26 protein-coding genes, 1 other RNA gene and 1 riboswitch are annotated in these 26479 nt (G+C 62.4%); of the genes, 11 read left to right on the top strand and 16 right to left on the bottom strand.

What is annotated here, in order from left to right; genetic code table 11:
• Positions 1-14: 14 nt before the first annotated feature.
• Complete coding sequence (locus tag B0G75_RS13695) at positions 15-1904, bottom strand: TonB-dependent receptor domain-containing protein (protein ID WP_106305986.1); 1890 nt, start codon at positions 1902-1904, stop codon at positions 15-17.
• Positions 1905-1994: 90 nt separating this feature from the next.
• Positions 1995-2252, bottom strand: a riboswitch (cobalamin riboswitch).
• A 208-nt stretch (positions 2253-2460) separates the two neighbouring features.
• On the opposite strand from B0G75_RS13695, the gene B0G75_RS13690 reads away from it, so the two are divergent.
• The 5 genes from B0G75_RS13690 to B0G75_RS13670 all read left to right on the top strand — a co-directional run bounded on the left by B0G75_RS13690 (position 2461) and on the right by B0G75_RS13670 (position 4913).
• The gene (locus B0G75_RS13690; protein WP_012432044.1) at positions 2461-2817 is read left to right on the top strand and encodes an ATPase; all 357 of its coding nucleotides are present in this window, start codon (positions 2461-2463) and stop codon (positions 2815-2817) included.
• Positions 2814-3128 carry a cell division protein ZapA gene (locus B0G75_RS13685; RefSeq protein ID WP_012432043.1) on the top strand — a complete coding sequence of 105 codons (315 nt, stop codon included), beginning with the start codon at positions 2814-2816 and terminating at the stop codon, positions 3126-3128. The genes B0G75_RS13690 and B0G75_RS13685 overlap by 4 nt, the downstream gene beginning before the upstream one ends.
• A gap of 131 nt (positions 3129-3259) precedes the next feature.
• A non-coding RNA gene (ssrS, locus tag B0G75_RS13680) (6S RNA) lies at positions 3260-3441 on the top strand.
• Positions 3442-3548: 107 nt separating this feature from the next.
• Positions 3549-4007 (top strand): EVE domain-containing protein, encoded by a 459-nt coding sequence (locus tag B0G75_RS13675; protein WP_106305982.1) that lies wholly within the window; start codon positions 3549-3551, stop codon positions 4005-4007.
• 174 nt (positions 4008-4181) lie between these two features.
• Positions 4182-4913, top strand: coding sequence for an SIMPL domain-containing protein (locus B0G75_RS13670; RefSeq protein WP_106305979.1), 732 nt, complete (start codon positions 4182-4184; stop codon positions 4911-4913).
• Positions 4914-5015: 102 nt separating this feature from the next.
• Here the strand turns inward: B0G75_RS13670 and lgt are convergent, their stop codons facing one another.
• Positions 5016-5921 carry a prolipoprotein diacylglyceryl transferase gene (lgt, locus tag B0G75_RS13665; protein WP_106305976.1) on the bottom strand — a complete coding sequence of 302 codons (906 nt, stop codon included), beginning with the start codon at positions 5919-5921 and terminating at the stop codon, positions 5016-5018.
• A 142-nt stretch (positions 5922-6063) separates the two neighbouring features.
• Complete coding sequence (locus B0G75_RS13660; protein ID WP_106305973.1) at positions 6064-7029, bottom strand: LysR family transcriptional regulator; 966 nt, start codon at positions 7027-7029, stop codon at positions 6064-6066.
• A 178-nt stretch (positions 7030-7207) separates the two neighbouring features.
• Here B0G75_RS13660 and ilvD point away from each other — a divergent pair, with 178 nt between their 5' ends.
• Together ilvD and B0G75_RS13650 are read left to right on the top strand one after the other, a co-directional pair.
• Positions 7208-8881 (top strand): dihydroxy-acid dehydratase, encoded by a 1674-nt coding sequence (gene ilvD / locus B0G75_RS13655; RefSeq protein ID WP_106305970.1) that lies wholly within the window; start codon positions 7208-7210, stop codon positions 8879-8881.
• Between the two features lie 180 nt (positions 8882-9061).
• Complete coding sequence (locus B0G75_RS13650) at positions 9062-9400, top strand: c-type cytochrome (RefSeq protein ID WP_106305967.1); 339 nt, start codon at positions 9062-9064, stop codon at positions 9398-9400.
• A gap of 55 nt (positions 9401-9455) precedes the next feature.
• Here the strand turns inward: B0G75_RS13650 and B0G75_RS13645 are convergent, their stop codons facing one another.
• The 3 genes from B0G75_RS13645 to B0G75_RS13635 form a co-directional block, all read right to left on the bottom strand.
• Positions 9456-10157, bottom strand: coding sequence for a DUF2486 family protein (locus tag B0G75_RS13645; protein ID WP_106305964.1), 702 nt, complete (start codon positions 10155-10157; stop codon positions 9456-9458).
• 92 nt (positions 10158-10249) lie between these two features.
• On the bottom strand, positions 10250-10666 hold the full coding sequence (locus B0G75_RS13640; RefSeq protein ID WP_106305961.1) for a DNA polymerase III subunit chi: 417 nt from the start codon (positions 10664-10666) through the stop codon (positions 10250-10252).
• 58 nt (positions 10667-10724) lie between these two features.
• Positions 10725-12251: a leucyl aminopeptidase gene (locus B0G75_RS13635; protein ID WP_106305958.1), complete on the bottom strand. Its 1527-nt coding sequence runs from the start codon at positions 12249-12251 to the stop codon at positions 10725-10727.
• 138 nt (positions 12252-12389) lie between these two features.
• Between B0G75_RS13635 and lptF the strand changes: the two genes are divergently transcribed.
• The 3 genes from lptF to B0G75_RS13620 are packed head-to-tail and all read left to right on the top strand — an operon-like array spanning position 12390 to position 15034.
• Positions 12390-13487, top strand: coding sequence for an LPS export ABC transporter permease LptF (gene lptF / locus B0G75_RS13630; RefSeq protein WP_106305955.1), 1098 nt, complete (start codon positions 12390-12392; stop codon positions 13485-13487).
• A gap of 3 nt (positions 13488-13490) precedes the next feature.
• Positions 13491-14639, top strand: a complete 1149-nt coding sequence (lptG, locus tag B0G75_RS13625; RefSeq protein ID WP_106305952.1) for an LPS export ABC transporter permease LptG — start codon at positions 13491-13493, stop codon at positions 14637-14639.
• A gap of 11 nt (positions 14640-14650) precedes the next feature.
• Positions 14651-15034 (top strand): sirohydrochlorin chelatase, encoded by a 384-nt coding sequence (locus tag B0G75_RS13620; RefSeq protein WP_106305949.1) that lies wholly within the window; start codon positions 14651-14653, stop codon positions 15032-15034.
• A gap of 76 nt (positions 15035-15110) precedes the next feature.
• Here B0G75_RS13620 and B0G75_RS13615 read toward each other — a convergent pair whose 3' ends face one another.
• The 4 genes from B0G75_RS13615 to B0G75_RS13600 form a co-directional block, all read right to left on the bottom strand.
• Positions 15111-15902, bottom strand: coding sequence for an SDR family oxidoreductase (locus tag B0G75_RS13615; RefSeq protein ID WP_106305946.1), 792 nt, complete (start codon positions 15900-15902; stop codon positions 15111-15113).
• 16 nt (positions 15903-15918) lie between these two features.
• Positions 15919-16659, bottom strand: coding sequence for a 3-oxoacyl-ACP reductase FabG (gene fabG, locus B0G75_RS13610; protein ID WP_106305943.1), 741 nt, complete (start codon positions 16657-16659; stop codon positions 15919-15921).
• Positions 16660-16700: 41 nt separating this feature from the next.
• On the bottom strand, positions 16701-18044 hold the full coding sequence (locus B0G75_RS13605) for an MFS transporter (protein WP_106305940.1): 1344 nt from the start codon (positions 18042-18044) through the stop codon (positions 16701-16703).
• Positions 18045-18139: 95 nt separating this feature from the next.
• Entirely contained in the window at positions 18140-19072 is a 933-nt protein-coding gene (locus B0G75_RS13600) for a 3-keto-5-aminohexanoate cleavage protein (protein WP_106305937.1), read from the bottom strand.
• A 133-nt stretch (positions 19073-19205) separates the two neighbouring features.
• Between B0G75_RS13600 and B0G75_RS13595 the strand changes: the two genes are divergently transcribed.
• Positions 19206-20231, top strand: a complete 1026-nt coding sequence (locus B0G75_RS13595; RefSeq protein WP_106305934.1) for an AraC family transcriptional regulator — start codon at positions 19206-19208, stop codon at positions 20229-20231.
• Between the two features lie 16 nt (positions 20232-20247).
• On the opposite strand, the gene cobA is transcribed toward B0G75_RS13595, so the two are convergent.
• From cobA to B0G75_RS13565, 6 genes are all read right to left on the bottom strand, one after another.
• Entirely contained in the window at positions 20248-21003 is a 756-nt protein-coding gene (gene cobA, locus B0G75_RS13590; RefSeq protein WP_181309261.1) for a uroporphyrinogen-III C-methyltransferase, read from the bottom strand.
• Positions 21004-21068: 65 nt separating this feature from the next.
• The gene (locus B0G75_RS13585; RefSeq protein WP_011487103.1) at positions 21069-22385 is read right to left on the bottom strand and encodes a sulfate adenylyltransferase subunit 1; all 1317 of its coding nucleotides are present in this window, start codon (positions 22383-22385) and stop codon (positions 21069-21071) included.
• A gap of 25 nt (positions 22386-22410) precedes the next feature.
• Complete coding sequence (cysD, locus tag B0G75_RS13580) at positions 22411-23373, bottom strand: sulfate adenylyltransferase subunit CysD (RefSeq protein WP_106305928.1); 963 nt, start codon at positions 23371-23373, stop codon at positions 22411-22413.
• A 110-nt stretch (positions 23374-23483) separates the two neighbouring features.
• Positions 23484-24230 carry a phosphoadenylyl-sulfate reductase gene (locus B0G75_RS13575; protein ID WP_012432023.1) on the bottom strand — a complete coding sequence of 249 codons (747 nt, stop codon included), beginning with the start codon at positions 24228-24230 and terminating at the stop codon, positions 23484-23486.
• Entirely contained in the window at positions 24227-24766 is a 540-nt protein-coding gene (locus B0G75_RS13570) for a DUF934 domain-containing protein (RefSeq protein ID WP_106305925.1), read from the bottom strand. The genes B0G75_RS13575 and B0G75_RS13570 overlap by 4 nt, the downstream gene beginning before the upstream one ends.
• A gap of 22 nt (positions 24767-24788) precedes the next feature.
• The gene (locus tag B0G75_RS13565; protein ID WP_106305922.1) at positions 24789-26468 is read right to left on the bottom strand and encodes a nitrite/sulfite reductase; all 1680 of its coding nucleotides are present in this window, start codon (positions 26466-26468) and stop codon (positions 24789-24791) included.
• Positions 26469-26479 lie beyond the last annotated feature (11 nt).

Below are 26479 nucleotides of genomic sequence, written 5' to 3'. Positions count from 1 at the left end.
AGGAGGTGTAACCATCATTGCTGCTGCCAACCGACCGTGAGATACGCACCGCGCCGTGGCGAGTTATACGAGTAGGCCGTTTCATAGTCCTTGTCCAACAGATTCTGGATTTGCGCGGCCACGTACCATGCTTTCGTGATGTTGTAGCGCGCCGACAGATTCACCACGCCATAGCCGCCCAGTTTGCCGCTGCTGTCATTGCTCGGGCCGCTCACGATCCACTCGCCGCCCACCCGCCACCCGGCGATGCTGCGGTTCACCGTCAGCGCGCCGAAGCGCCGGGCGCGCCGCACGAGGTCGGCATCGTTGTCGAGATCGACGGGATTCTGCAGCGTCACGGAAACGCGCACGTCCGTCTTGCCGACATGGCCGCTCCACGATCCTTCGAGTCCTTGCACCTTCGCATGCCCGACGTTCTCGGCCAGATAGATGCCGGGCGTCACCTGCTCATAGTCGATCAGATTCGAATAGCGCGTCTGGAATGCAGTCAGACGCATCACGCCGAGCGCATTCGATGCGTACTGCAGCGCGGCTTCGATCGAATGGCTGCGCTCCGGCTGGATAGACGGATTGCCGCTGAACGGATAGTACAGATCGTCGAAGCTCGGCGCGCGAAACGAATCCGAATAGCTTGCGCTCACCTTCCAATGGCCGGTGATGTCGAAGCCGTAGCCGAGATAGTAACTGTTCGCTCCGCCGAAATCGGAATACTGGTCGCGCCGCACGTTGGCCTGAATCTGGTTGCGTCCAAAGCGCCCCGTATAGCCGACGAAGCCCGAATCCACATGACGATCCGGCGCCGCGAACGTGTCCGAGTCGAGGCTCTGGTCGAGATGCTCATAGCCGATCTGCAGTTTCTGCTGCGCGGCCAGCGCGAAATCGTTCTGCCATGTGTACTGGCGATTGTCGGTATCGAAGCGCCCGTTGTACGTGCCGTTGGTGTTCGACACGCTGCGGTCGTCGCCCTCGGCGACGATAAAGTGCGTGGTCCACCAGTCCGTCAGCTTGCCGTTCGCGAACACGGAGACCTGGCGCACCTTGCTATACAGGTTGTTCAGATCGGTCGGCAGGCCGTACGCATTGTCGTAGCTGTTGTTGCCGTTCGACTGGAAGTAGCTGACGCCTGCGTCCCATCTGTCGCTGAACTTGTGACGCAGCGAGGCCGAGATGCTCTCGTTCAGATAGCCGTTCGCATTCGGATTGGCGTTGGGGGCCTCCTTCGTGTTCAGCGACGAAAAGCCGTCGTCCTTCGAACGCGCGAGCGAAATGCTGAAGGTCGTGTTGCCGTCTTTATCCAATGCGCCGTTCGCGCCCGCCTGCTGCGTGTGCGTGTGATAGCTGCCGTAGCCGAGCGAAAAATTGAAACGCGGCGGATGGTCGCCGCCGTCTTTCGTGAACACCTGCACCACGCCGCCGATCGCGGCCGAGCCGTATAACGCCGACACGTTGCCGTTCACCACCTCGACGTGATCGATCTGGTCGAGCGGGATCTGCGCGAGTTGCGGGGCACCCAGGCTCACCGAGTCGACGCGCACGCCGTCGATCAGCAGCAGCGATTGCGTCGACGACGCGCCGCGCAAAGAGAGACTGGCTGTCGAACCAGGACCGCCTGTGCGCGAGATCTGCGCGCCGGGTGCGAGTTGCAGGAGGCCGGGCAAATCGGTCGCGGTGGTGTCGGCGATATCCTGCTGATCGAACAGGGACGTCTGCGGGATCGTGTCGGCAAGTGCTTGCGGCGCGCGATCCGCGGTCACCACCACGGGCGACAGCACCGCCGCAGACGGCTCCGCACGCGATGAATCGAGCGCGGAAGAAGATGAAGTTGAAGACGCAGCTTGCGCATGCACGACGGTCGGCAGGCTCGCAAAGGCGAGCAGCGCCGCGCGGGCGATGGGGGACAGCATGGGATGAAAGTCCTGTGGATAGCGTGCGCGGCCCGCTTCCCCGCAGGCCGATGCGTAACGAGGCGTCCGCGTATTTAACATTTTCACGCGTGACGTGCCTCTCCCTCTGGCCGGTATCCGGGCTGGCGACACATCGATCCCGCCTTCCCACGCGAGACGCGCAGTGGCACACTCGCGAGTTGAACTTCCAACACGCGATCAGGATCGACTTGCATGACGAATGCGGTCGCTTACCGTTGCGGGGGCAGCGCAGGTTGGCCCGTTCGGTTGAATCGCGCGCCCTGCTTCCCGTTTAACTGCGTGCGCCGTTGAAAAGCGCACGCGGGCACCAGAGTGCGGGCAGTTTAGGAGCGGCCTCGGAGTCCGTCAAGAATGGTGAAACCGCAGGCCATGTGTTCTGTTAAGTGCAGGCTATTGTCCGACGCGTGGGTACTTTTTCATCATATGGTCGATAAAAAGCCTGCACAAAGCGATGTTGTTACGTCTCGAAACGAGACAATTGTCGGAACCTGCGACATTCCGCGCTAAAATGCGATGTCTTTAGAGGACGCAGCAGATGCTCACCGAACTCGAAACACTTTCACAAAATATCGGCAAGCTGATCGCGATCAGCCAGCGCCACAATGAAGCGCGACTCGCGCTCGAAGAGCAACTCGCGCAATCGCGCGCCGATGCCGAAGCCACGCGCACGGAACTTGCAATGCTGCGCGAGGAACGTAACGCGCTGCAGGCGGAACGCGACGCGCTTTCGGCAAAGATCGACGACGCACAAGTGCGCCTGAATGCGATCCTCGAGAAGCTGCCACGTGCCCGCGCGCATAGTGAGCCGGACAACCAGCTCGATCTGCTCGAGCCCGCTCAGCAAGTAGCCGAAGCCGAGAGCGACGTGACCCGCCACGGAGAAAATGCATGACCACCAAGCAGATCGAAGTATCGATTCTCGGCGTGCCCTATCGCCTCGCCTGCTCACCGGAAACGGAAGCGGCGCTGCTCGAAGCGGTCGCACGCGTCGACGCCGAAATGTCGAAGATCCGCAATAACAGCAACGTGCGCGGCACGGATCGCATTGCTGTCATGGCTGCGCTGTCGCTGGCATCGGAACTGCTTCGATTGCAATCGAGCGTGAGACACGGAGAAGCATTTCCCGCTGAGGAAATCCGGCGTACAATGCATCAAATGAACGAACAACTAGGTACTGTGATTGAGCAGTACAGCATGCAATAAGCTTCGTGTGTTATCGTGCTGCCGGTCCTGAGATCGGCGGCGGATTCAAACGGAATGTGTGAGCACAAGGTGTGCAAGATTCAGCAAACGTTTGAGTTCAATCGGTAGTTGGTTTCAGCTTCATCGGTTTAGCTTCCCTGCCTGGTTCGCCAAGGTCATATATTCCTTGAACCAATGCCATGTGCACGGTTGCGGAAATTTGTAGCACGGGTGTGCGCGTCACTCTGTCTGATGTACCCGAAGTGTTGCTAACTGCGACCAATTCTGAACCCCCGGTTCAGGATGCCGGCCTAGCGGCTAAGGCGGGGACCTTATTTAGAACGGCATCGGACTTCGGTTCGGTGCCGTTTTTCTTTGGGCGCTGTTTTTTGTTCGCCGATTTCTCCCGCATCTTCAACCCCTTAACGTTCAATTCGATTCATGCGCTACTGGCTAATGAAGTCCGAACCGGACGAAGCAAGCATCGACCATCTCGCCAATGCACCGCATCGCACGTTGCCGTGGACCGGCGTGCGCAACTATCAGGCGCGCAACTTCATGCGCGACATGATGCAGGTCGGCGACGGTGTGCTGTTCTATCACTCGAGCTGTCCTGAGCCCGGCATCGCGGGTATTGCGGAGGTATCGTCCACCGCGTATCCGGATCCCACGCAGTTCGACAAGAAGAGCCCCTACTACGACGCGAAGTCGTCGCAGGAAACACCGCGCTGGGTGCTCGTCGACGTGGTGTTCAAGAAGAAGATCCCGCTGATTCCGCTCGCCGCGTTACGCGAGCATGACGAACTCGCTGACATGCGCGTGCTCGCCAAGGGCAACCGCCTGTCGATCACACCGGTGACCGAAGCCGAATGGCGCTTCATCACCAGGCGGCTCGCTTGATCGTGCTTGCCTTATGGATGCGCGGCGTGCATTCATACACGCGCAAACGTTAAAGCGACATCAAACCGGGGAACCAAGCTCAGGTTACAAGCGCCTAACGATCTCGCAAACGTCATGCCACGGCGCGGCGTTTGCCTCAATCGTGCACAACCTGTTCAAGCAAGGAGTACAACAATGACGAAAAACACCGCACGTGCACTCGCTTTCGCTCTCGTCTGCGCCGCGCCCGCCGCGCTCGCACTCACGCCGGCTATGGCACGCGCGCAAAGCACCGGCCAATATCAGCCGGCCGGCGTGCTGTCGCTGAACGCGCAGGCCAGCGCGGAAGTGCCGCAAGACGTCGTCGATATCACGCTGTTCTACGAGCAGGAAGCGAGCGATCCGTCGGCGCTCACGTCAACGCTGAACCAGCGCGCCGATTCGGCGCTGCAAAAAGCCAAGGGTGTGAACGGCGTGACGGCGCGCACGGGCTCGTTCTCGATCTATCCGTCCACCGATCGTGACGGGCGTATTTCCGCATGGCGCGGCCGCACGGAGATCGTGCTCGAATCGCACGACTTCGCCGCGGTGTCGAAGCTCGCGGGTCAAATGGCATCGATCATGCAGGTCGGCAACGTGCAGTTCTCGCTCTCGCCAGAAGCGCAGCGCGCGGCCGAGCAGAAGCTCACCGGCGAAGCGATCAGGTCGTTCCGCGAGCAGGCCGCTTCGTCCGCGCAGGCGTTCGGCTACAGCGGTTATTCGATTCGCGAGGTCAACGTCGGCCACAACGGCGTGATGCCGCGCCCGGTGATGATGATGAGCGCGCGCGCCATGGGCGCCGACGCAAAGTCCTCGGCGCCGGTACCGATCGAAGGCGGCACGTCGACGGTGACCGTCAACGTGTCGGGCTCGGTGCAGATGAAGTAACGCGTTCTTGCGTGAGAAGGACTGCGCCGAAGCAGTCAAAGAAAAGCCACGGCATGCCGTGGCTTTTCTCATTAGAGCACTCGCTCCGATAAACCGTGGCAATCAGTTGACGCCGACCGCTTGAGCCGGTTCATGGCGAGCACGGCGATAGGACCACACGAGCAGCCCGATACCGACGAGGATCATCGGAAGCGACAGCCACTGGCCCATGGACAGGCCCATGGCCAGCAAGCCAAGGAAGTCGTCCGGCTCGCGCGCGAATTCGACCGTGAAGCGCGCGAGGCCGTAGCCGATCAGAAACACGGCCGAAATCGCGCCCATTGGCTTTGGCTTGCGCGAGAAGAAGAACAGCACGAAGAACAGCGCGACGCCTTCCAGCGCGATTTCATACAGCTCCGACGGATGGCGCGGCAGCATGTGATATTGCGCGAATACTTCGTTCAGGTGCCATTGCGCGGCCAGTTGCGGATGCGCGGTGAGCCACGCGGCGTCGTCGGGCGCGGCGCCCGGAAACAGCATGGCCCACGGCGCGGACGGATCGGTCACGCGGCCCCACAACTCGCCGTTGATGAAATTGCCGAGACGCCCCGCCGCGAGGCCGGTCGGCACCATTGGCGCGACGAAGTCGGTGACCTGCAACCATGAGCGTTTGCGCTGATACGCGAACAGCACCATGGCCAGCGTCACGCCGAGAAAGCCGCCGTGAAACGACATGCCGCCTTCCCACACCTTGAAGATGTCGAGCGGATGCGCGAAATAAAAGCTCGCTTTATAGAACAGCACGTAGCCGAGCCGGCCTCCGAGAATCGTGCCCAACACGCCGTAAAACAGCATGTCGTCGATATCCTTGACGGTCCATCCTTGCGCGGCGACATACGGCAAACGCAGCCGCAACCGGCCGACCACGATCGCCGCGATGAACGCAACGAGGTACATCAGTCCATACCAGCGCACGGCGAGCGGCCCCAGATGAATGGCAATGGGGTCGAAATTGGGGTGAATGAGCATCGTGTTGTTATGGGCAGTTCAGGTTCAAAAGCGAAATATCGAGTAACGGGCGGCGCTGCCCGCAGCTTGCGGTGCATGCATTGGACGGTCCGGCCGGCAATGCGTTCGCGAAGACGCGTCTACATGTGCGCGGCGCGGCGGATTATTGCGCCTCGACGGTCGCCGCATGCGCCCGCACGATGTCGATGAAGCCCGCCAGCACCGGGCTCACCTCGGCGGTCCGCCAGACGAGGCCTGTCTCGATCGCGGGCACCGACTCGGAAAGCGGACGGTACACGACGCCGGTGCGGCGCAGATTACGTAACGATTGCGGCACCAGTGCGACACCCATGCCGGCCGACACGAGACTCACGATCGTTTGCATCTGGATCGCTTCCTGGCCGACCCGCGGCGCGAGGCCCGCCACGCCGTAGCAATCCATAATGATGTCATAAAAGCCTGGCGCCAAACGTCTTGGGAAGACCACGAGCGGTGCGTCGGCGACATCGCGCAGGCTGATCGGCGCGTCCAGCCATTCGGCGCCCGGGTCGGCATGGTCGCCGCTAGCGCTCGCCAGGCGCGCCGCCATCTCCGTCGACATGGCGATCACCAGCGGCTCGCGCGCGATCGGCAGCCACGAAAGCTGGGTTGCGTGGCGCGACGGCAGCGGCGCGATCACGAGACCCGCGTCGATGCGCCCGGCCACCAGTTCGTCGACCTGTATGTCGCTGGTGGCTTCGGTCAACTCCAGCCGCACGCGCGGATGACGCGCGCCGAAATCGCGCAGCAACAGCGGCAGCAGACCATAGTCCGCGGTGGATACGAAAGCCAGCGACAACACGCCGGCCTCGCCGCGCGCGAGGCTCTGCGCGAGCGGCCGCAGGCCTTCGGCGCTCGCCAGCAGGCGCTGCACCTCGGGCAGCAGATCGGCGCCCACTGACGTCAGTTCGACGGAACGCTTGGTGCGCGCGAACAATTCGACGCCGAGCGTCTCTTCGAGCGCGCGGATGGCTTGCGACAAAGGCGGCTGCGTCATCGAGAGGCGCACGGCCGCGCGCCCGAAGTGCTTCTCTTCGGCGACGGTCACGAAATAGCGCAACTGGCGCAAATCAGGAATGGCAGGCAGCATGAGTGATACATTTTACGACCTAATGAGCCACGAATAATACATTGGACGCGCGCATCGCAAAACTGCGTCGTTGCGCGGCATGCCGGTCTACACTGGACGGATGCCGCCGGCAGCCCACGCCGGCGCGACTGAAACCCGCAGCGGCGCGGATCAAAACAAAACAGACAGGAGCTTCCCCATGGCATACAACCGTCGTTCGAAGAACATCACGCAGGGCGTGGCGCGTTCGCCGAATCGCTCGATGTACTACGCGCTCGGCTACGAGAAAGCCGACTTCGACAAGCCGATGATCGGCATCGCCAACGGCCACTCGACCATCACGCCGTGCAACGCCGGCCTGCAGCGTCTGGCCGACGCCGCCGTCGCCGCGATCAAGGGCGCCGACGCCAATCCGCAGATCTTCGGCACGCCGACCATCTCGGACGGCATGTCGATGGGCACCGAAGGCATGAAGTACTCGCTGGTGTCGCGCGAAGTCATCTCCGACTGCATAGAGACCTGCGTGCAAGGCCAGTGGATGGACGGCGTGGTCGTGATCGGCGGCTGCGACAAGAACATGCCGGGCGGCATGATCGGCATGCTGCGCACCAATGTGCCGAGCATCTACGTGTACGGCGGCACGATCCGTCCGGGCAACTGGAAGGGCACCGACCTGACCATCGTGTCGTCGTTCGAAGCCGTGGGCGAGTTCACGGCCGGCCGGATGTCGCAGGAAGATTTCGATGGGATCGAACAGAACGCATGCCCGTCGACGGGTTCGTGCGGCGGCATGTACACCGCCAACACCATGAGCTCGTCGTTCGAGGCGCTCGGCATGTCGCTGCCGTATTCGTCGACGATGGCCAATCCGGATCAGGAAAAGGTCGACTCGGCGGCCGAATCGGCCCGCGTGCTGGTCGAAGCGGTCAAGAAGGATCTGAAGCCGCGCGACATCGTCACGAAGAAGTCGATCGAAAACGCCGTGGCCGTGATCATGGCCACCGGCGGCTCGACCAACGCCGTGCTGCACTTCCTCGCGATCGCGCACGCGGCCGAAGTGGAATGGAGCATCGACGACTTCGAGCGCATGCGCAAGAAGGTGCCGGTGATCTGCAACCTGAAGCCGTCGGGCCAGTTCGTGGCGACCGATCTGCACAAGGCCGGCGGCATTCCGCAAGTCATGAAGATCCTGCTCGACGCGGGCCTGCTGCATGGCGATTGCATCACGATCACCGGCAGGACCATCGCCGAAGAACTGAAGGATGTGCCGAGCAGGCCGCGCGCCGATCAGCAAGTGATTTTCCCGATCGACCAGGCGCTCTACAAGGAAGGCCACCTGGCGATCCTGAAGGGCAATCTGGCCGTCGATGGCGCGGTCGCCAAGATCACCGGTCTGAAGAACCCGGTCATCACCGGCCCGGCCCGCGTGTTCGACGACGAGCAAAGCGCGCTCGAAGCGATTCTGGCCGACAAGATCGTGGCCGGCGACGTGGTCGTGCTGCGCTATCTCGGGCCGAAAGGCGGCCCCGGCATGCCGGAGATGCTCGCGCCGACCTCGGCGATCATCGGCAAGGGTCTCGGCGAAAGCGTCGGCCTGATCACCGACGGCCGCTTCTCGGGCGGCACTTGGGGCATGGTGGTCGGTCACGTCGCGCCGGAAGCCTTCGTGGGTGGCACGATCGCGTTCGTGCAGGAAGGCGACTCGATCACCATCGACGCGCACAAGCTGCTGCTGCAACTGAATATCGACGACGCCGAACTGGAGCGCCGCCGCGCCGCATGGCAACAGCCGAAGCCGCGTTACACGCGTGGCGTGATGGCGAAGTACTTCGCCTTGGCGCAACCGGCCAACAAAGGGGCGATAACGGGCTAAGCGGCAGTTACGGCTACCGCTGACTGGGCGAGCGCATGCGCGGTCTGCTATCGCTACGACGGGCCTGCGCGCACGCCTAACGCTACGTAAAAGCGAAAGGGACGCATGGGGAACCGTGCGCCCCTTTCCTTTTATAATGCTGGCACCACAGGTCGGGCACTCGCACCGACGGAGACCAGAATGAAATCAAAGTCGCACACAGCGCTTGCAGCGGCCGTCGTGCTGGGCGCCGCGTTGAGTGCCGGCAGTCCGGCGGCGCAGGCCGAGGCCGCGGGCCTCGCGCTGGCCCAGCAGCAGAACTGCATGAGTTGCCACTCGGTCACGCGCTCCCTCATGGGGCCGGCACTGCACGATGTCGCGGCCAAATATGCCGGCCGCGAAGATGCCGCCACGTATCTGAAACACAAGATTCTGGATGGCAGCACGGGCGCGTGGGGCGAGGTGCCGATGCCCGCGAATACACAACTCACGTCCGATCAGGCGGCAACGCTCGCGAGCTGGGTGCTCACGCTCAAATAAGCTGGTCAGGCAAGGAGCGCGAGCGCCGCTCAGCGCGCCCGCTTCTCTTTCAGGATCACGCACTGCCCGAAGCGCGCCGCGCGATCTCTTCCACCACCGCTTCCCGCACCCAGGCGGTCATCTCGTCCTCCAGCGCCAGCGCCACTTCGCGCGTGATCTGGTCGATCAGCCACCCCGTGTGCGCGTGCAAGGTCTCGCGGCAACGTTCCTCGATCACGCTGCGCCCGTCGCCCGCCAGAAAACCGGCAACGCGTCTGCGCAGACGTTCGGCGATGACGTCGGCATCCAGATCGAGATCCAGAGGCGGCTCGACGGCGCCTTCGCGCGCGATATCCGGCGGTACGGTCGAGCCCGCTTCGAGCGGCGCAATCGGCTCGGCCCGGTCGAACACGCCCGCCGACGTCGCGAATGCATCGTCATGTGCATGCCGCGGTTCGGCGGCCTGGTGCGCCCGCGAACGCTTCTTTGGATGATGATGATCGGCCGGATGCGCCGGCTGCGGCGCAATCGCCGGTTGTGCTGCGAGGGCGGGTTCCTGTGCATGCAACGGCTGCGCAGCGAGCACCGGCTCCGCCGAGCTCATCTGCTCCGGCGTCAGCACCGGCTGCGGCGCGAGCACGGGCTCCGCCTTGAAACTGGGTTCGCGCGGGCCGTCGAGTTCGGCCGCATCGCCCGACGTTTGGCGCGGCTGCACAGAATGACCTTGCACGAGAACCTCATGCAAGGTCGGGATCGAATCGTCGTTGGGATCGGACACGTGCGCTCTCCGTGTTTGAGTCGAAGCTGAAGCAGCCCGCGTACACGCCGAATGCCTGAGACCAGACACGCGCGACGCGGACCGAATGGGACCTAGCTGCCTTGCTTGTAGTTGTTCAGAGCATAGCCGCGATCGCGATAGAAGCGATAGCGTTCGCGGCCGGCCGCGAGTTCCTCATGTGCGTTACCGACCACTTCCAGCAATCTTTCGAAGCGCGCGAATTGCGCCGGCACCGTGGCGCCGAGATTAAGCAGCACCTGATGATGCGGCACATCGTCGAGGCTGGAAGCCAGCACGATCGGCGTTTGCGCGGCGAGCGGCGCGCCTGCCATGCAATGCGGCACGAAGTCGAGCGGCGCGAAGGTCCACAACTGTTCGTCGAAGGCCTTCAGGCGCGCGGGCTCGGCCAGCACGATGGTCGGCTGGCCCGCCTGATACGCCTTGCGGATCAGGCGGCACGCATACAGCAGCGAATCGCCGACGTTCGAGTGAAAGTCGATTCTCGTCATCGGCGGCTCCGCGTAGCGGCGGCGTTCGCTGCCGCGCCCGCTTCTCTACTGCATTGCGTCATTGCGTGGCGCGACCGTCCGCGGCCCTATCGATCAGGAACTGCGCGAGCAACGGCACCGGACGGCCGGTAGCGCCCTTCGCCGCACCGCTCTTCCATGCCGTGCCCGCGATGTCCAGGTGCGCCCACGGATAGGCGTCGGTGAAGCGCGACAGGAAGCACGCCGCCGTCACGCTGCCCGCCGGACGGCCGCCGATGTTCGCCAGGTCCGCGAAATTCGACTTGAGCTGGTCCTGATACTCGTCGTCGAGCGGCAGACGCCAGGCCGGGTCGGACGCTTCACGCGATGCGTCGAGCAGTTCGCCCGCCAGCGCGTCGTCTTTCGAGAACAGGCCGCTGTTGTGGTGGCCCAGCGCGATGATGCAGGCGCCCGTGAGCGTGGCGATGTCGATCACCGCAGCCGGCTTGAAGCGCTCGGCGTAGGTGAGCGCGTCGCACAGGATCAGGCGGCCTTCGGCATCGGTATTGAGCACTTCGATCGTCAAGCCCTTCATGCTGGTGACGATGTCGCCCGGCTTGGTGGCCGTGGCCGACGGCATGTTCTCGACAGCCGGGATGATGCCGACCACATTGAGCTTCAGCCCCATTTCGGCGACGGCGCGCAACGTGCCCAGCACCGAACCGGCGCCGCACATGTCGTACTTCATCTCGTCCATGCCTTCGCCCGGCTTCAGCGAGATGCCGCCGGTGTCGAACGTCACGCCCTTGCCGACCAGCACCACCGGCGCGGCTTTCGCGGCGCCGCCCTGGTACTGCAGCACGATGAACTGCGCCGGTTCGACCGAGCCGGCCGTGACCGACAGGAACGAGCCCATCTTGAGCGCTTCGCACTGCTTCTCGCCCAGCACTTCGACCTTCAGCTTCCAGTCTTTGGCGAGCTTCTTGGCGGTGTTGGCGAGGTAGGTCGGCGTGCAGACATTGCTCGGCAGATTGCCGAGGTCGCGCGTCAGGTCCATGCCGTTGGCGAGCGCGGCGCCCTGCTTCGCGGCCAGCTTGGCGGCCTTCTCGTCGCCCGTGTTGACGCTGAAGACGATGCGCTTCAAGGCGCGCGCCGAATTCTCCGGCTTGCTCTTCATCTGCGTGAACTTGTAGGTCAGTTCGCGCAGCGCGAGGATCGCGGCGCGCACGCCCCAATCGGCGGTGCGTTCGAGAATCGGCGCTTGCGCCAGCGTAAAGGTGACCTGGACGATCTTGGTGCCGAGCAGCGCGCGCCAGGCGGCGCGCACGGCCTCGCCGTAGGCTTTCTGGTTGAAAGCGTCCTGCTTGCCGAGGCCGACCAGCAGCACGCGGGAGGCGCCGATGCCCGACACTTCATGCAGGAACAGCGTGGTGCCGGCCTTGCCGTCCATGTCGCCGGCCTTGATGATACGGGTCAGCAGGCCACGGGTGGCCTCGTCGATCTCGAGAGCCGCGCCCGACAGGGTTTGCGACTCGAACACGCCGATTACGATGCAATCGGATTTCCCAGTCAGGAAACCGTTTGACGAGCCTTTGGTCCAATCACAGGCTTTTATGCTAAAGTCCATCGCGCTTGTCCTCGGATAAAATCTGGGCTTAGGATGAAAAGCCGCAATTATCCGCTATTTTTCCTGCGGCGGCTGCACCGGAGGTGTGACGGGAAGCAACCCGTGCGCCACTGAGAGCGCCCCCTCTCATCATCAATAATGATCTTCGAACGCTCCCTCCAGCGCGAACTCGCGTATACGGCTGGTGCCGTGTTCATGGTTCTCCTCACGCTCGTGCTGACGACGATGATGATCCGCATCGTCGGCTTCGCAGCCTCGGGCGAGATCGACCCGCGCGACGTGCTGGTCCTGATCGGCCTGACCGTGATCGGCTACCTGGCGATCATGCTCGTCGCGACCCTGTTCGTGTCGATCCTGTTCGTCCTGACCCGTTGGTACAAAGACTCCGAGATGGTCGTGTGGCTTTCGTCGGGTGTCAGTCTGACGCAATTCATCAAGCCGATCGGCATTTTTGCCACGCCGATCATCATCCTCATCATGTTCTTCGTGTTCGTCGGCTGGCCGTGGTCGAACCAGCAAAGCAAGCTGATCCGCGCGCGCTTCCAGCAGCGCGACGAGGTCTCGCTGCTCGCGCCGGGTCAGTTCCGCGAATCGGCCACCAGTCACCGCGTGTTCTTCATCGAGAAGATGTCGCCCGACCAGGCGCGTGTGGAAAACGTGTTCGTGACCAGCACGGAAAACGGCAAGGTCAACGTGGTCGTGTCGAAGACCGGCCATACGGAAACGCGTAAGAACGGCGATCGCTTCGTGGTGCTGGAAAACGGCCGCCGTTACGACGGCCAGCCGGGCCAGCCCGATTTCCGCATCATGGAGTTCGAACGCTACGGCGTGAAGATCCAGAGCCAGCCGGTCGTCAATACGCCCAGTACGACCGGCACGCCCACCCTCACGCTGCTGCGCAACCCGACCAACGACAATCTCGCCGAATTCGCGTGGCGTGCGGGGCTGCCGCTCATCGCGATCAACCTGATGCTGCTGGCCATTCCGCTCGCGCACCAGAATCCGCGGCGCAGCCGCACCATCAATCTCGTAATGGCGGTGCTGATCTATCTGACGTATTCGAATCTGTTGAACGTGGTGCAGTCGTGGATCGAGCAGGGCAAGATGTCGTTCCCGGTCGGGCTGGTGGGCCTGCACGTGATCGTCGCGGCGATCGTCGCGTTCATTTTCTGGCTGCGCGTGCGCAACCGGCCGCTCTTCACGCGGGCAATGTTCAGCCGTTCGCAGGGAGCCTGACCGATGCGCATCTATGAAAGGTACTTCGCGCGTCAGATCTATCTCACGTTCATCTTCATTCTGTTTGCGTTTTCGGGTCTGTTTTTCTTCTTTGACCTGATCAACGAATTGAATTCGGTTGGCCACGGCAACTACAAATTCCAGTACGCGGTGCTGCGGGTTGCGTTGCAAACCCCGTCGCGCTTCTACGAAATCATTCCGGTCGCCGCGTTGATCAGCGCGATTTATGTATTCGCGCAGATGGCGGCGAACTCGGAGTACACGATTTTCCGCGTGTCCGGGCTTGCTACGAATCAGGCGCTGCGTTCGTTGTTGAAGATCGGTATTCCGCTTGTTTTGCTGACGTATCTGATCGGCGAAGTGGTCGGTCCTTACACGGATCAGTTGTCGGAGCGGGTGCGGCTCGAGGCGCTGGGGTCTTCGGTGTCGAGTAATTTCGAGTCGGGCGTGTGGGTGAAAGATACGCTCACGGCGCGCGCGGATGGCGAGCAGGTGACGCGCTTCGTGAACGTCGGCGAATTGAAGCCCGACGCCACGATCAGCAATGTGCGCATCTACGAATTCGATTCGAAGTTCCGGCTCTCGAATGTGCGGACTGCCAAGAGCGGCAAGTTTCAGCCGCCGGGGCATTGGCAGTTGACCGGTGTGACCGATACGCAATTAATCGACGTGCCCCCTCCTCCGGGCACGCCCGCGGATGCGCTGAATCCGGTGTATCGGGCGAAGGAAGTCGCGGTGCCGGAGTATTCGCTGCGCTCGGAATTGACGCCGCAGATTCTGTCGGTGCTGCTGGTGTCACCGGATCGGATGTCGATGTTCAATCTGTTCCGGTATATCCAGCATTTGACCGAGAATCATCAGGATACGCAGCGGTATGAAATTGCGTTGTGGCGCAAGCTGCTCTATCCGTTTGCGGTGTTTGTGATGCTGGTGTTGTCGTTGCCGTTTGCGTATTTGCATACGCGGGCTGGTGTCGTCGGGATGAAGGTTTTCGGCGGGATCATGCTGGGGATGAGTTTTCAGTTGTTCAATACGCTGTTCTCGCATATTGGCACGTTGAATACCTGGCCTGCTCCTTTGACGGCGGCTACGCCCGGGTTGGTTTATCTGGTGCTCGGGTTGGTTGGGTTGAAGTGGGTTGATCGGCATTAGGAGCTGATGAAATGGCTAAGCAAGGGCTGGTTCTGTTTGGTCATGGCGCAAGGGACCCGCGCTGGCGCGAGCCGTTTGAGAGGCTCGCCGAAAAGCTGCGCGCGTTGCGTGCAACGGACGAAACAGCCGGCCCGGTCTCGCTGGCATTTCTCGAGTTGATGGAGCCGAGCCTCCCTACCGCGGTGGCTCAAATCGCGGCTCAGGGCTGCGATGTGATTACCGTGGTGCCCGTGTTCTTCGGGCAAGGCGGACATATCAGGAAGGATTTGCCCGAACTGATCGAGCGCTGCCGTGAGGCGCAGCCGGACGTGCGGATCGACTGCGCGGTGGCGGTCGGCGAGGACGAAGCGGTTCTCGATGCGGTCGCGCAGTATTGCCAGCGCCAGGCTGGATGACGCCTGCAAACCGCTGCTAAAGAAAAGCGACCCTGCTCCTCCAGGCACTTCCCCCGCAGCGGCGCGGCTTCATCGCTCAAAGATATTCGACATTCCCGTCGACGCTGATTGCCTGCCCCGAGATGTTTTGCCCCGCAGGCGAAGCGAGGAACAGCGCCATCGCGGCAACGTCGTGCACGGTCACCATCCGTCGCAGCGAAATTTTCTGCAGATATTCGCCCTTCATCTGTTCGAAGCCGACTCCGAGTGACTCGGCGCGCGCGGAAATCACGCGGTCCATCCGTTCGCCTTCCACGACGCCCGGCAAGATTGCGTTCACGCGCACGTTGTTCGGTCCAAGCTCGATCGCCAGCGACTTGACCATTCCGACAATCGCCCATTTGCTCGCCGCGTACGGCGTACGGAACGCGTAACCGAGGCGTCCCGCGACCGACGCCATCGCAATGATGCCCGGGTTGGCCGACGTCTCCTTCAGCAGCGGCACGGCCTTGCGCAGAAAATAGAACTGGCTGTTCAGGTTCGTCCCGATCGTGCGTTCCCACTCCGCCGGATCGAGGTCCTCGACCGCGCCGGTGGGTCCGGCAATGCCCGCGTTGTTGATCAGCAGATCGAGGCCGCCGAGCTTCGCGCGCGCGTCGTCGATGATGCGGTCTACCTGCGCGCAATCCGACACGTCCGCGACGCCGGCGTGCAGTTGCGGATGCGCGGTTCTGGCGCGGTCGATCGCGGCGGGATCCACGTCGCAGATATAGACATTCGCGCCGACATCCAGAAACGCTTGCGCGATCGCCGCGCCGATGCCCGCCGCGGCGCCTGAAATCAGCACGCGCAGTCCCGGAATGGGTCTGAGAAGGTCGATGGTTTTCATGCAGATCCTCGAATGTTTAAAGCGTCATACCGCCGGATGCTTCGATCACGGCGCCGTTGATATAGCTCGCTTCGTCGCTCGCGAGAAAGGCGTAGATATTGGCGATCTCCTCGGGTGTGCCGAGCCGGCGCAGCGGCACCTGCTCGCGCATTTTCGCGAGCACTTCCTGCGGCACGGTCGAGAGAATCGGCGTGTCGATGAAGCCCGGCGCAATCGCGTTGACGCGAATGCCCTTCGGTCCCAGTTCGCGGCTCCATGTCTTCGTAAAGCCGATCACCCCGAACTTCGCCGCCGCATAGTTGGTCTGGCCGTAGTTGCCGTAGAGGCCGACCACGGAACTTGCATTCAGGATCACGCCCGAGCCCTGCGCGATCATCGTGTCGACGACCGCCTGCGCCGCATGGAACACGCCGCGCAGGTTCACGTCGATCACATCGTCGAATTGCTGGAGCGTCATCTTTTGCAGGCGCGCGTCGCGCGTGATGCCTGCGTTGTTCACCAGCACGTCGATCTGCCGGAACCGCTCGCGCACGTCGGCGACCATGCCGTCCACCGCAGCACGGTTCGTCACGTCGAGCGTGAAGCCGAGCGCTTGCGCACCCGCCGCGTGGCACGCGGCCACGACTTGGGACACCGCGTCGTGATTCACGTCGCACACCGCGACGCGCGCGCCTTCTTTCGCGAATTTGAGTGCGGTCGCAGCGCCGATGCCCTGCCCCGCGCCCGTCACGATGGTGACCTTTCCATTCAATCTCATTGTTCGCTCTCGTAGTCGGAAGCGCCGCAATGGCGCTGCAGTTATGACTCGGTGTTCAACAGCGGTTCGGCGAGGCTCGCCGCGCGTCCCTCTGACTGAATCGCCTTCGCGAGCAAAGGCACGAGGAGCAGGCCGAGAACCGACGCGCCCACGACCACCGAAAAGCCGGACGCGCTATGACCTGACGCACTTTCCGCGAGGCCGAACAGATACGGCCCGACGAATCCGCCGATCAGACCGATCGTATTGATGAACGCGAGTCCCGCCGCGGCCTGGATGCCGTGCAGCCGCTTCATCGCGATTGCCCAGTAGAGCGGCAACACGCCGCCCGCGAAGAACGCGGTCGCCACGAACAGCACGAGTTGTGTCGACAGCACGCTCGTCGAAATGAACAGGATCGCGCTGGTCACCAGCCCCAGGGTCAGCACGCCCAGATAGAGACAGTCGTTCGTCACCCGGCGATGAATGCGCGGCAGCACCAGCACGCCGAGCAGAAAGCCGATCCCGACACTGCTCGACAACACGCCGATCATCAGCGGCGATTTCACATGCATCTGCTGGATCATCGCGGGCGTGAAGAACACGAGCCCGACGAACGCGACCTGGTTCAGAAAGTAGATCAGGCCGATCAGCAGCGTGGCCGGGCGCTTCAACGCGGCGACCCAGTCTTGCGAGAACATTCCCGGATGCGCGGCATCCGGCACGGCGCGCGCTTCGAGTGCACGCGCTTCGTCGGCCGACAGCCAGCCTGCGTCGGACGGCTTTTCCGGCAGCTTGAACCACAGAAGCACGCCTACGAAGATGGTCGGCAAGCCTTCGAGCAGGAACAGCCACTGCCAGCCGTGCAGGCCGCCCAAGCCGTCCATCTGCATGAACGCGCCGCCCAGCGGATTGCCGATCACGAGCGCAAGCGCCGGCGCGGTGTAAATCCAGCCCACCGCCACCGAGCGATCCTGCGGCGCGAACCACATCGTCACCATATACATCAGCGCCGGGAAAAGACCCGCTTCGGCGATGCCGAGCAGCACGCGGATCGCATAGAACGACCACTCGCCCTGCACGAACATCATCGACGCGGAGAGCGCGCCCCACGTGATCGCGATCCGCGCGATCCAGCGACGCGGCCCGACCCGGTGCGCGACCAGATTGCTCGGCACTTCGAGCAGCGCATAGCCGATGAAGAAGATGCCCGCACCGAGACCGTACGCGGCCGCGTTGATGCCGAGATCGGCGGCGAGCCGCGCCTTCGCGAGCGACACGTTGGTGCGGTCAAGGTACGACATGAAATAGATCACGCACATCAGCGGGATCAGTCTCAGCATCGCCTTATGCGTCGCGATGCGGTGCAGCGCGTTGCCGGCAGGGCCGGCGCTCTGGGTTGTCATGATGTCTCCACCTAAGAAGGCGTGTTGTTGTTTTTATCGATTGGGTTTGACCGGCTCGCCGGTTCAGCGGGTCGGCGGTTTGCGCGGGGACCGGCTCAGAAGCTGACCTTGTCCGCGCCTTTGAGGCCGAGCATCTGTCGCGCTTCGGCCGGTGTCGCGATCTCGAACGACAGCTCTTCGAGAATGCGGCGAATCTTGCGCACCTGTTGAGCGTTGCTTTGCGCTTTCACGCCCTTAGACAGATACACGCTGTCTTCGAGGCCCACGCGCACGTTGCCGCCCATGATCGCGCCCATCGTCACGAACGCCATCTGATGACGGCCCGCGCCAAGAATCGAGAACTGGTAGTTTTCGCGGCCGAACAGCCGGTCGGCGGTCGAACGCATCACCGTCATGTTCTCGGGGTCCGCGCCGAGTCCGCCGAGAATGCCGAATACCGATTGAATGAAGAACGGCGGCTTGATCAAACCCTGATCGACGAAATGCGCAAGGTTGTACAGATGCCCGACGTCGTAGCATTCGAACTCGAAGCGTGTGCCGGCCTCGCCCAGTTCGAGCAGGATGCTTTTGATGTCCTTGAAGGTATTGCGGAAGATCGTGTCTTCCATCCCCTCGATGTAGTCCTTCTCCCAGTCATAGCGCCACGACTGCATGCGCGCGGCGATCGGGTGGATCGAGAAGTTCATCGAGCCCATGTTCAGCGAGCACATTTCCGGCTTCGCGAGGCGCGGGTAGGCGAGCCGGTCGGCGAGCGTCATGCGCGTACTGCCGCCGGTCGTGATGTTGATGACCGCGTCGGTGGCCTCGACGATCGCGGGCACGAATTGCCGGAACACTTCGGGCGAAGGCGTGGGTTTGCCGTCGGCGGGATTACGTGCGTGCAGATGCAGGATCGCGGCGCCGGCTTCGGCCGCTTCGATCGACTGGGCGGCGATCTGCGCCGGCGTCAGAGGGAGATATTCGGACATCGACGGCGTATGCGTCGCGCCGGTCACTGCGCAGGAAATAATGACTTTGCGGTTGAGCAAGGGTGTCTCCTTATCGGCGGCGATCCACGAATGGACTGCCTGTTGTGATACCGATGTTAGTGAGATACGATGCTGCCCGTAAGGTCATTTTCGGACATGCGGATGTTGTTCCGGGACAATCTGAGGTAAAGCCATGCCGTCGAAGTTGCCGTTGCAGAACGAGCGAATTTACGCGCCGTACAAGATCGCCGCCCTGGTCGAAGTGCTCGCCGAACAGGGCATTGCGCCCGAGGACTGCCTGAAAGGCAGCGGTGTGGACGCCGAGCGGATCAACGATGCAGCGGCGCTGACTTCGGTGCGGCAGTACATGGCCGTGTGCCGCAATGCGATCCTGCTGTCATGCAGTCCGGCGACGCCGTTCATCACCGGCTCGCGTCTGCATCTGTCCGCGTACGGGATGTACGGCTATGCGCTGATGTCTTGCCTGTCGTTGCGCGATTACTTCCGGCTGGGCGTGAAGTATCACCAGCTCGCAACGCCGACGCTCACGATCGAATGGACCGAATATCCGGACGAAGGCATCTGGACCTTTCCGGACGCGTTCATCTCCGGTCCGTCGCCCGAACTGCGCCAGTTCCTGCTTGAACAACAGTTCATGCAGCACGTCACGCATCTTCAGGACGTTGCAGGCCGAAGCTGTCCGCCGACCAAAGCCTGCTTTTCGTATCCGGCGCCCGCGCATGCGGACGTCTACAGCGAGTACCTCGGCTGTCCGTGCAATTTCGATCAGCCGCAATGCGAGCTTCATTACGACAGCAGCATTCTCGAGCAGAAGCCGCAGCTCGCGCATCGGCTCACCGCCACGTTATTGCAGGAAACCTGCGATCGGTTGATCGGGCAGGCAAAGACTTCGGTCGGCGTATCGGGGGAGGTGTATCAGATGCTGATGCGCAAGCCCGGCGAATTTCCGGGGATGGAAGAAGCCGCGCAAGCATTGAAGATGACGAGCCGCACGTTACGACGGCGGCTGGAGAGCGAAGGCACGTCGTTCGTCGCAATCGTCGACGACGTGCGCTGTTCGCTTGCCACCGAATATCTGAAGACCACGAAGATGAGCACCGACGATATCGCGATGCTGCTCGGCTTCAGCGACGCGGCGAATTTCCGGCGGGCACTCAAGCGCTGGACAGGAAAAGGGCCGGGGGAGCTGCGGGGCTGATTACGGGGACGATGGCTTACGCGGCGACCCGCATCCCGTCCGCCGCACGCACCACGTCGAGCCGCCGCTCGGCAAACGCGTCGCCGATCATCAGCAGGCTCGGCTGCGATGCATCGACCCAGCGCTGCGCGTCGCCGGCTGCGAGTTCTTCGAGTGTGAGCGTCAGCATGCGCTCGCGCTCGGTGCTGCAAGCTTCGACAATCGCCACCGGCGTGGCAACCGGCTTGCCGGCATCGATCAACTGCTGCGCGATCTCGACGCCGCTATCGCGGCCCATGTAAAACACGAGCGAGTCCGCATTCACCTGTTCACGAATCTCATCGGAACCCGGCGCACGGCTGAACGTGGCCAGCGCGACACTGCGCGATACACCTCGCAGTGTCAACGAGCGTTTCAACGACGCCGCGCTCGCCAGCGCAGCGGTGATTCCAGGCACCACTTCATAGTCGATACCGGCCGCTTCCAGCGCCCGCATTTCTTCGTCGGCGCGGCCGAACAGCATCGGGTCGCCGCCTTTCAGGCGTACCACTACGTCGTGCTCCAAAGCGGCGTCGACGATCTGCTTGTTGATGAATTGCTGGGCTGTCGACAATTGCCCGCAGCGCTTACCCACCGCAATCCGCCGCGCATGCGCAGGCGCGTAATCGAGCATGGCCGGTTCGACCAGCGCGTCGTGCAATACCACGTCGGCGGTGCCGAGCAGGCGCGCGCCGCGTACCGTAATCAGGTCCGCAGCGCCGGGCCCCGCGCCGATCAGATAAACCTTACCCATTTGAATCAACCTGTTGGTTGGGGCGCGAGCGACGCAGTATTGCGTCGCCATGCGCCCTCGCCCGCTTACGCAGAAAACGCCCGAATCATCCCAGCCGCAACGGTGTGATGCGTCGCCTCATCGATCAGCACAAACGCACCCGTGCCCTGATGCGAGTCATACACATCGCACACCAGCGGCTTCTGCAACGTCAGCGCCACGCGGCCGATGTCGTTCATCGTCAGTTCCTTGCGATCGGTCGCTTGCGACAGCGTGTGCACATCGAGCACTTCCTTGATCGCACCGATCCGCGCGAACACCGTATTGGTGGTCTGCTTCAACAGATACTTGCGTTGCGTCGACAGCGGCGTGTCGTCGAACCAGCACAAGTCGGCCTCAAGCTTCTTCGCCGGCTCCGGCGCCGCTTCACGCAGCACGAAGGTGTCGCCGCGCGACACGTCCACATCTTCCGCGAGACGGATGGTCACCGTTTGACCCGCGAACGCGCGGTCCACCGCAGCCGTGCCGCCAGGCACCGGCGCAATGATCTCGGCAACCGTTGCTTCACGATTGGCCGGCAGCACGACGATCGTATCGCCGAGCTTTACTTCGCCGGCTTCGACACGGCCCATGTAGCCGCGGAAATCGTCGGCCTGGCTGCCATCCTGACGCGCCACCCACTGCACCGGGAAACGCAGCGCCTGACCCGTCGGCACTTCGACCGGCAACGCTTCGAGCAGGTCCAGCAGCGGTTCGCCCGCGTACCACGGCATGCTTTCGCTCGCCGTCACGATGTTGTCGCCCTTGAGCGCCGACACCGGCACGAAGCGCACATCGTTCAAACCCAATTGACGCGCGAGTTCGACATACGCGTCGCGAATCTCGTTGAAACGCTGTTCGCTGTAATCGACCAGGTCCATCTTGTTGATCGCGACAATCGCGTGCTGCAAACCGAGCAGCTTGACGATCGCGCTATGACGCTTGGTTTGCGGCAGCAATTGCGCCACGCCATCCACGAACGTCACACGCGTCGCGTCGACGAGAATGATCGCCGCGTGCGCGGTCGACGCACCCGTCACCATGTTGCGCGTGTACTGCTCGTGGCCCGGCGTATCGGCGATGATGAACTTGCGCTTCGCGGTCGCGAAGTAACGGTACGCGACGTCGATCGTGATGCCTTGCTCACGCTCAGCTTCGAGGCCGTCCGTCAGCAGCGACAGATCGATTTCGTCGCCGACGGTACGCTTATTCTTCGCGCGCGACAGTGCCGAGAGCTGGTCTGAAAGCACAGCCTTGCTGTCGTACAGCAGGCGGCCGATCAACGTGCTCTTGCCATCGTCGACGCTGCCCGCGGTAATGAAACGCAGCACGCCGAGGTCTTCTGGTTGGTGAATACCGCTCATGATTGCTTTACCCTCGTTCGTGTGCTTAGAAATAACCTTGCTTCTTACGCTGTTCCATCGCGGCTTCGGAGACCTGATCGTCCATCCGCGTCGCGCCGCGCTCCGTGATTTCCGTCACGGCCGTTTCGGCGATGATCTTCTCGAGGTCGTCCGCATCGCTTTCCACCGGGCACGTGCAGCTAATGTCGCCAACGGTACGGAAGCGCACCAGCGCCGTTTCGCTGACTTCGCCTTCACGCTTGGGGGTGAGCGGCGTAACCGGCACGAGCAGGCCATTGCGGCGCACGATCTCACGCTGATGCGCGTAGTAGATCGACGGCAGTTCGAGCTGTTCGCGAGCGATGTACTGCCACACGTCGAGTTCGGTCCAGTTCGAAATCGGGAACACACGCAGATGTTCGCCGTTATGCAGACGCGCGTTATACAGGCTCCACAGTTCCGGGCGCTGTGCCTTCGGATCCCATTGGCCGAATTCGTCGCGGAACGAGAAAATCCGCTCTTTCGCACGGGCCTTTTCCTCGTCGCGGCGCGCGCCGCCGATCAGCGCGGTGTAGCCATATTCTTCGATGGTTTCGAGCAGCGTCACGGCTTGCGCGGCGTTGCGCGAATCCAGCTCACGACGCAGACGCACCGTGCCCCGTTTGATCGAATCTTCCACATGACCCACCACGAGCTCAGCGCCGATCTCTTTCGCGCGACGATCGCGGAAGTCGATCACTTCCTCGTAGTTGTGACCGGTGTCGATATGCACGAGCGGGAACGGCAGCACGGTCTTGCGATTCGCGCCGATGCCGAAGGCCTTCAACGCGAGGTGCAGCACCACGACCGAATCCTTGCCGCCCGAAAACAGCAGCGCGGGCTTGCTGCATTCAGCGACCAGTTCGCGCAGGATGTGAATCGACTCGGCTTCGAGCCAGTCGAGGTGATCCATACGGTTTGCCGTGTTGGCGAGCGGTGCGTTCACAGCGGAATCGAGCGTGGTGCTCATATCTGGGTCCTTCGTTGGTTCGTGTCGCAAGCGGTTGCTCGCGTCGCGGAGGTATTCAAATCGGTATGTGCGGTGTTCGGGCCGAAAACCAAGGCCCGTTCGCTCAAACTTCAGGCCGAGGCGTTTGCGCTGCGATCGACCGCGATCGGCGTAATCGTCGTGATGTGCAGTCCGCATTCCTTCGTATCGCGCGACTCCCACCACCAGCGCCCTGCCCGGCTATCTTCACCGGGGCGCACGGCGCGCGTACACGGTTCGCAGCCGATGCTCGGGTAACCGCGTGCATGCAGCGGATTGACGGGCACGTCGAACGCTTTCAGATAGGCCCACACTTCGGCCTCGGTCCAGTCGGTCAGCGGATTGAACTTGGCGATGTTGCGCGCGGCGTCGTGTTCTTCCGCATGCAACTCGGCGCGCGTCACCGACTGCTCGCGACGTTGACCCGTGACCCATGCGCTCACATCCGACAACGCGCGGTTCAATGGCTCGACCTTGCGGATTTCGCAGCAGCGCTTGCGCAGATCGACGCTTTCATAGAACGCGTTCAGACCGTGCGAGCCGACGTATTCCTCGACCGCCGCGGCTTGCGGATGAAACTGTTCGATGTCGTAGCCGTAGCGCTCTTTCACGCGATCGAGCATGCCGAGCGTTTCCGCATGCAAACGGCCGGTGTTTAGCGAGAAGATGCCGATCTTCACGCCGCGCGAGAGGATCGCGTGCGTGAGCAGCATGTCTTCCGCTGCGAGGCTGCTGGCGAGTTTCACGTTCTCGTGACGCGCGGCGATCGAGTCGAGCAGCGCATCGAGGCGCTCGACCTTCGCAGCGAGTTCCGGCGTAAGGGCTTGATCTTCGCTCATGCCGATGCCTTCGCCAGTTCGCCCGCTTCACGGCGGCGGAATAGCGGCGACGAATTCACCGCGCCCTGATAGTTAAAGCTGAATTCGTCGAACGCTTTGAGCGCGTCGTCGAAGTCTTTGTCAGCGCGCAATGCATATGCGTCGAAACCGCAACGGAACATGAATGCCAACTGATCGCGCAGCACGTCGCCGATCGCGCGCAGTTCGCCCTTGTAACCATAGCGCTCGCGCAGCAGGCGGCCGATGCTGTAGCCGCGGCCGTCGCGAAACACCGGGAAGTCCACGCCGATCAGCGCGATCTTGTCGAAGTCGGCGACGATATCCGCCGGTTCGCTATCCGGCGCGAGCCACACGCCGATTTCAGCGGCGCTGCGCGAAGCGATCAAAGCATCGCGTTCAGCCTGCCACAACGCGAGCGGCACCAGCACCTTGCCTGCGGGCAATTCGTTCACCGCTGGCAGCGTACCGTCTTCCGCGGCGCGCACGACCGTCCAGTCATCGTTGACGATCGCGCGATTCTTGATGATAGAAGCCATCTGTTCAGTATCCTTTTCGCGGTTACGCGTGAGCCGGTTGACGCGAGGCGTACACACGTTCCTTGAACGGGGTGATGCCGATGCGGTTGTACGTTTCGATGAAGCGCTCGCCTTCGTGGCGGTTTTCCACGAACGTATCGATCACCTTGCTCATCACGTCCGGCATTTCTTCCGCCGAGAACGACGGGCCGATCACGCGGCCGAGGTGAGCGCCGGTAGCGCCCGTGCCCTGCTCGCCGCCGAGCGTCACCTGATACCACTCCGAGCCGTCCTTATCGACGCCCAGAATGCCGATGTTGCCGACGTGGTGGTGACCGCAAGCATTGATACAGCCCGAGATGTTTAGCGAAACGTCGCCGAGGTCGTACACGTAGTCCAGATCGTTGAAGCGTTCCTGAATGGCCAGCGCGATCGGAATGGACTTCGCATTCGCGAGCGAGCAGAAATCGCCGCCAGGGCACGCGATGATGTCGGTCAGCAAGCCGATATTCGGCGTCGCGAAACCTTGCGCCTTGGCCTTTTCCCACAGCGCGAACAGGTCACGCTTCTTCACGTTGGCGAGGATCAGGTTCTGTTCGTGCGACACGCGGATTTCGCCCAGCGAGTACTCGTCGGCCCAATCGGCGACGGCTTCCATCTGCGTATCGGTTGCATCGCCCGGAGCGATCGTGGTCGGCTTCAAGGACAAGGTGACCGACGAGTAGCCCGACACCTTGTGCGGACGCACGTTGCGCTCGACCCAACGGGCAAACGCGCGGTTTTCCAGCAGATGCTTTTCGAACGAAGCGTCCGTATCCGCGAGCTTTTCGTACACCGGCGGCTGGAAGTACTGCGACACGCGATCCACTTCGGCTTGCGTGAGCGTCGAAGGACCGTCCTTCAGGTGTTGCCATTCTTCTTCGACTTGCGCCGAGAATTTCTCCGGGCTCAACGCCTTCACGAGAATCTTGATACGCGCCTTGTACATGTTGTCGCGACGGCCGTAGCGGTTGTACACGCGCAGCACGGCTTCGCAATACGTCAGCAGATGTTGCCAAGGCAGATCGCGGCGGATGATCGCACCGATGATCGGCGTACGGCCCATGCCGCCGCCCGCCAGGATATCGGCCACCAGCTCGCCCTGCTCGTTTTTCCGGAGATACACGCCCATGTCGTGAATCTGCACGGCAGCGCGGTCTTCCTTCGAACCCGACACGGCGATCTTGAACTTGCGCGGCAGCCACGCGAATTCCGGGTGGAACGTCGACCATTGACGCAGAATTTCGGCCCACGGACGCGGATCGACGACTTCATCCGGCGCGACGCCGGCGAACTGGTCAGCGGTGATGTTGCGGATGCAGTTGCCCGAGGTCTGAATGCCGTGCATTTGCACCGCGGCGAGCTTGCGCAGGATTTCCGGCGTTTCTTCGAGCTTGATCCAGTTGTACTGGATGTTTGAGCGCGTCGAGAAATGGCCGTAACCGCGGTCGTGTTCGCGCGCGATCTGCGCGAGCACGCGCATCTGGTCGCTGCGCAGGTTGCCGTACGGAATCGCGATGCGGTGCATGTACGCGTGGCGCTGGTAGTACAGGCCGTTCTGCAGGCGCAGCGGACGGAACTCCTCTTCGCTCAATTCGCCCGACAAGCGGCGGCGAACCTGATCGGCGTACTGCGCGACCCGTTCATCGACGATGGTCTGGTCGTACTGATCGTATTGGTACATTCGGGGACCCC

The organism is Paraburkholderia sp. BL18I3N2 (genome assembly GCF_003001875.1).
GTDB classification, from domain to species: domain Bacteria; phylum Pseudomonadota; class Gammaproteobacteria; order Burkholderiales; family Burkholderiaceae; genus Paraburkholderia; species Paraburkholderia phytofirmans.
Note: the sequence above shows the minus strand (reverse complement) of the source record. Positions and strands in the feature narration are given on the sequence as shown.

Excerpts from the sequence above, each read along its gene's own strand:
- B0G75_RS13695 (WP_106305986.1), bottom strand. The coding sequence starts at position 1,904 with ATGCTGTCCCCCATCGCCCGCGCGGCGCTGCTCGCCTTTGCGAGCCTG.
- B0G75_RS13690 (WP_012432044.1), top strand. The coding sequence starts at position 2,461 with ATGCTCACCGAACTCGAAACACTTTCACAAAATATCGGCAAGCTGATC.
- B0G75_RS13685 (WP_012432043.1), top strand. The coding sequence starts at position 2,814 with ATGACCACCAAGCAGATCGAAGTATCGATTCTCGGCGTGCCCTATCGC.
- B0G75_RS13675 (WP_106305982.1), top strand. The coding sequence starts at position 3,549 with ATGCGCTACTGGCTAATGAAGTCCGAACCGGACGAAGCAAGCATCGAC.
- B0G75_RS13670 (WP_106305979.1), top strand. The coding sequence starts at position 4,182 with ATGACGAAAAACACCGCACGTGCACTCGCTTTCGCTCTCGTCTGCGCC.
- lgt (WP_106305976.1), bottom strand. The coding sequence starts at position 5,921 with ATGCTCATTCACCCCAATTTCGACCCCATTGCCATTCATCTGGGGCCG.
- B0G75_RS13660 (WP_106305973.1), bottom strand. The coding sequence starts at position 7,029 with ATGCTGCCTGCCATTCCTGATTTGCGCCAGTTGCGCTATTTCGTGACC.
- ilvD (WP_106305970.1), top strand. The coding sequence starts at position 7,208 with ATGGCATACAACCGTCGTTCGAAGAACATCACGCAGGGCGTGGCGCGT.
- B0G75_RS13650 (WP_106305967.1), top strand. The coding sequence starts at position 9,062 with ATGAAATCAAAGTCGCACACAGCGCTTGCAGCGGCCGTCGTGCTGGGC.
- B0G75_RS13640 (WP_106305961.1), bottom strand. The coding sequence starts at position 10,666 with ATGACGAGAATCGACTTTCACTCGAACGTCGGCGATTCGCTGCTGTAT.
- B0G75_RS13635 (WP_106305958.1), bottom strand. The coding sequence starts at position 12,251 with ATGGACTTTAGCATAAAAGCCTGTGATTGGACCAAAGGCTCGTCAAAC.
- lptF (WP_106305955.1), top strand. The coding sequence starts at position 12,390 with ATGATCTTCGAACGCTCCCTCCAGCGCGAACTCGCGTATACGGCTGGT.
- lptG (WP_106305952.1), top strand. The coding sequence starts at position 13,491 with ATGCGCATCTATGAAAGGTACTTCGCGCGTCAGATCTATCTCACGTTC.
- B0G75_RS13620 (WP_106305949.1), top strand. The coding sequence starts at position 14,651 with ATGGCTAAGCAAGGGCTGGTTCTGTTTGGTCATGGCGCAAGGGACCCG.
- B0G75_RS13615 (WP_106305946.1), bottom strand. The coding sequence starts at position 15,902 with ATGAAAACCATCGACCTTCTCAGACCCATTCCGGGACTGCGCGTGCTG.
- fabG (WP_106305943.1), bottom strand. The coding sequence starts at position 16,659 with ATGAGATTGAATGGAAAGGTCACCATCGTGACGGGCGCGGGGCAGGGC.
- B0G75_RS13605 (WP_106305940.1), bottom strand. The coding sequence starts at position 18,044 with ATGACAACCCAGAGCGCCGGCCCTGCCGGCAACGCGCTGCACCGCATC.
- B0G75_RS13595 (WP_106305934.1), top strand. The coding sequence starts at position 19,206 with ATGCCGTCGAAGTTGCCGTTGCAGAACGAGCGAATTTACGCGCCGTAC.
- cobA (WP_181309261.1), bottom strand. The coding sequence starts at position 21,003 with ATGGGTAAGGTTTATCTGATCGGCGCGGGGCCCGGCGCTGCGGACCTG.
- B0G75_RS13585 (WP_011487103.1), bottom strand. The coding sequence starts at position 22,385 with ATGAGCGGTATTCACCAACCAGAAGACCTCGGCGTGCTGCGTTTCATT.
- cysD (WP_106305928.1), bottom strand. The coding sequence starts at position 23,373 with ATGAGCACCACGCTCGATTCCGCTGTGAACGCACCGCTCGCCAACACG.
- B0G75_RS13575 (WP_012432023.1), bottom strand. The coding sequence starts at position 24,230 with ATGAGCGAAGATCAAGCCCTTACGCCGGAACTCGCTGCGAAGGTCGAG.
- B0G75_RS13570 (WP_106305925.1), bottom strand. The coding sequence starts at position 24,766 with ATGGCTTCTATCATCAAGAATCGCGCGATCGTCAACGATGACTGGACG.
- B0G75_RS13565 (WP_106305922.1), bottom strand. The coding sequence starts at position 26,468 with ATGTACCAATACGATCAGTACGACCAGACCATCGTCGATGAACGGGTC.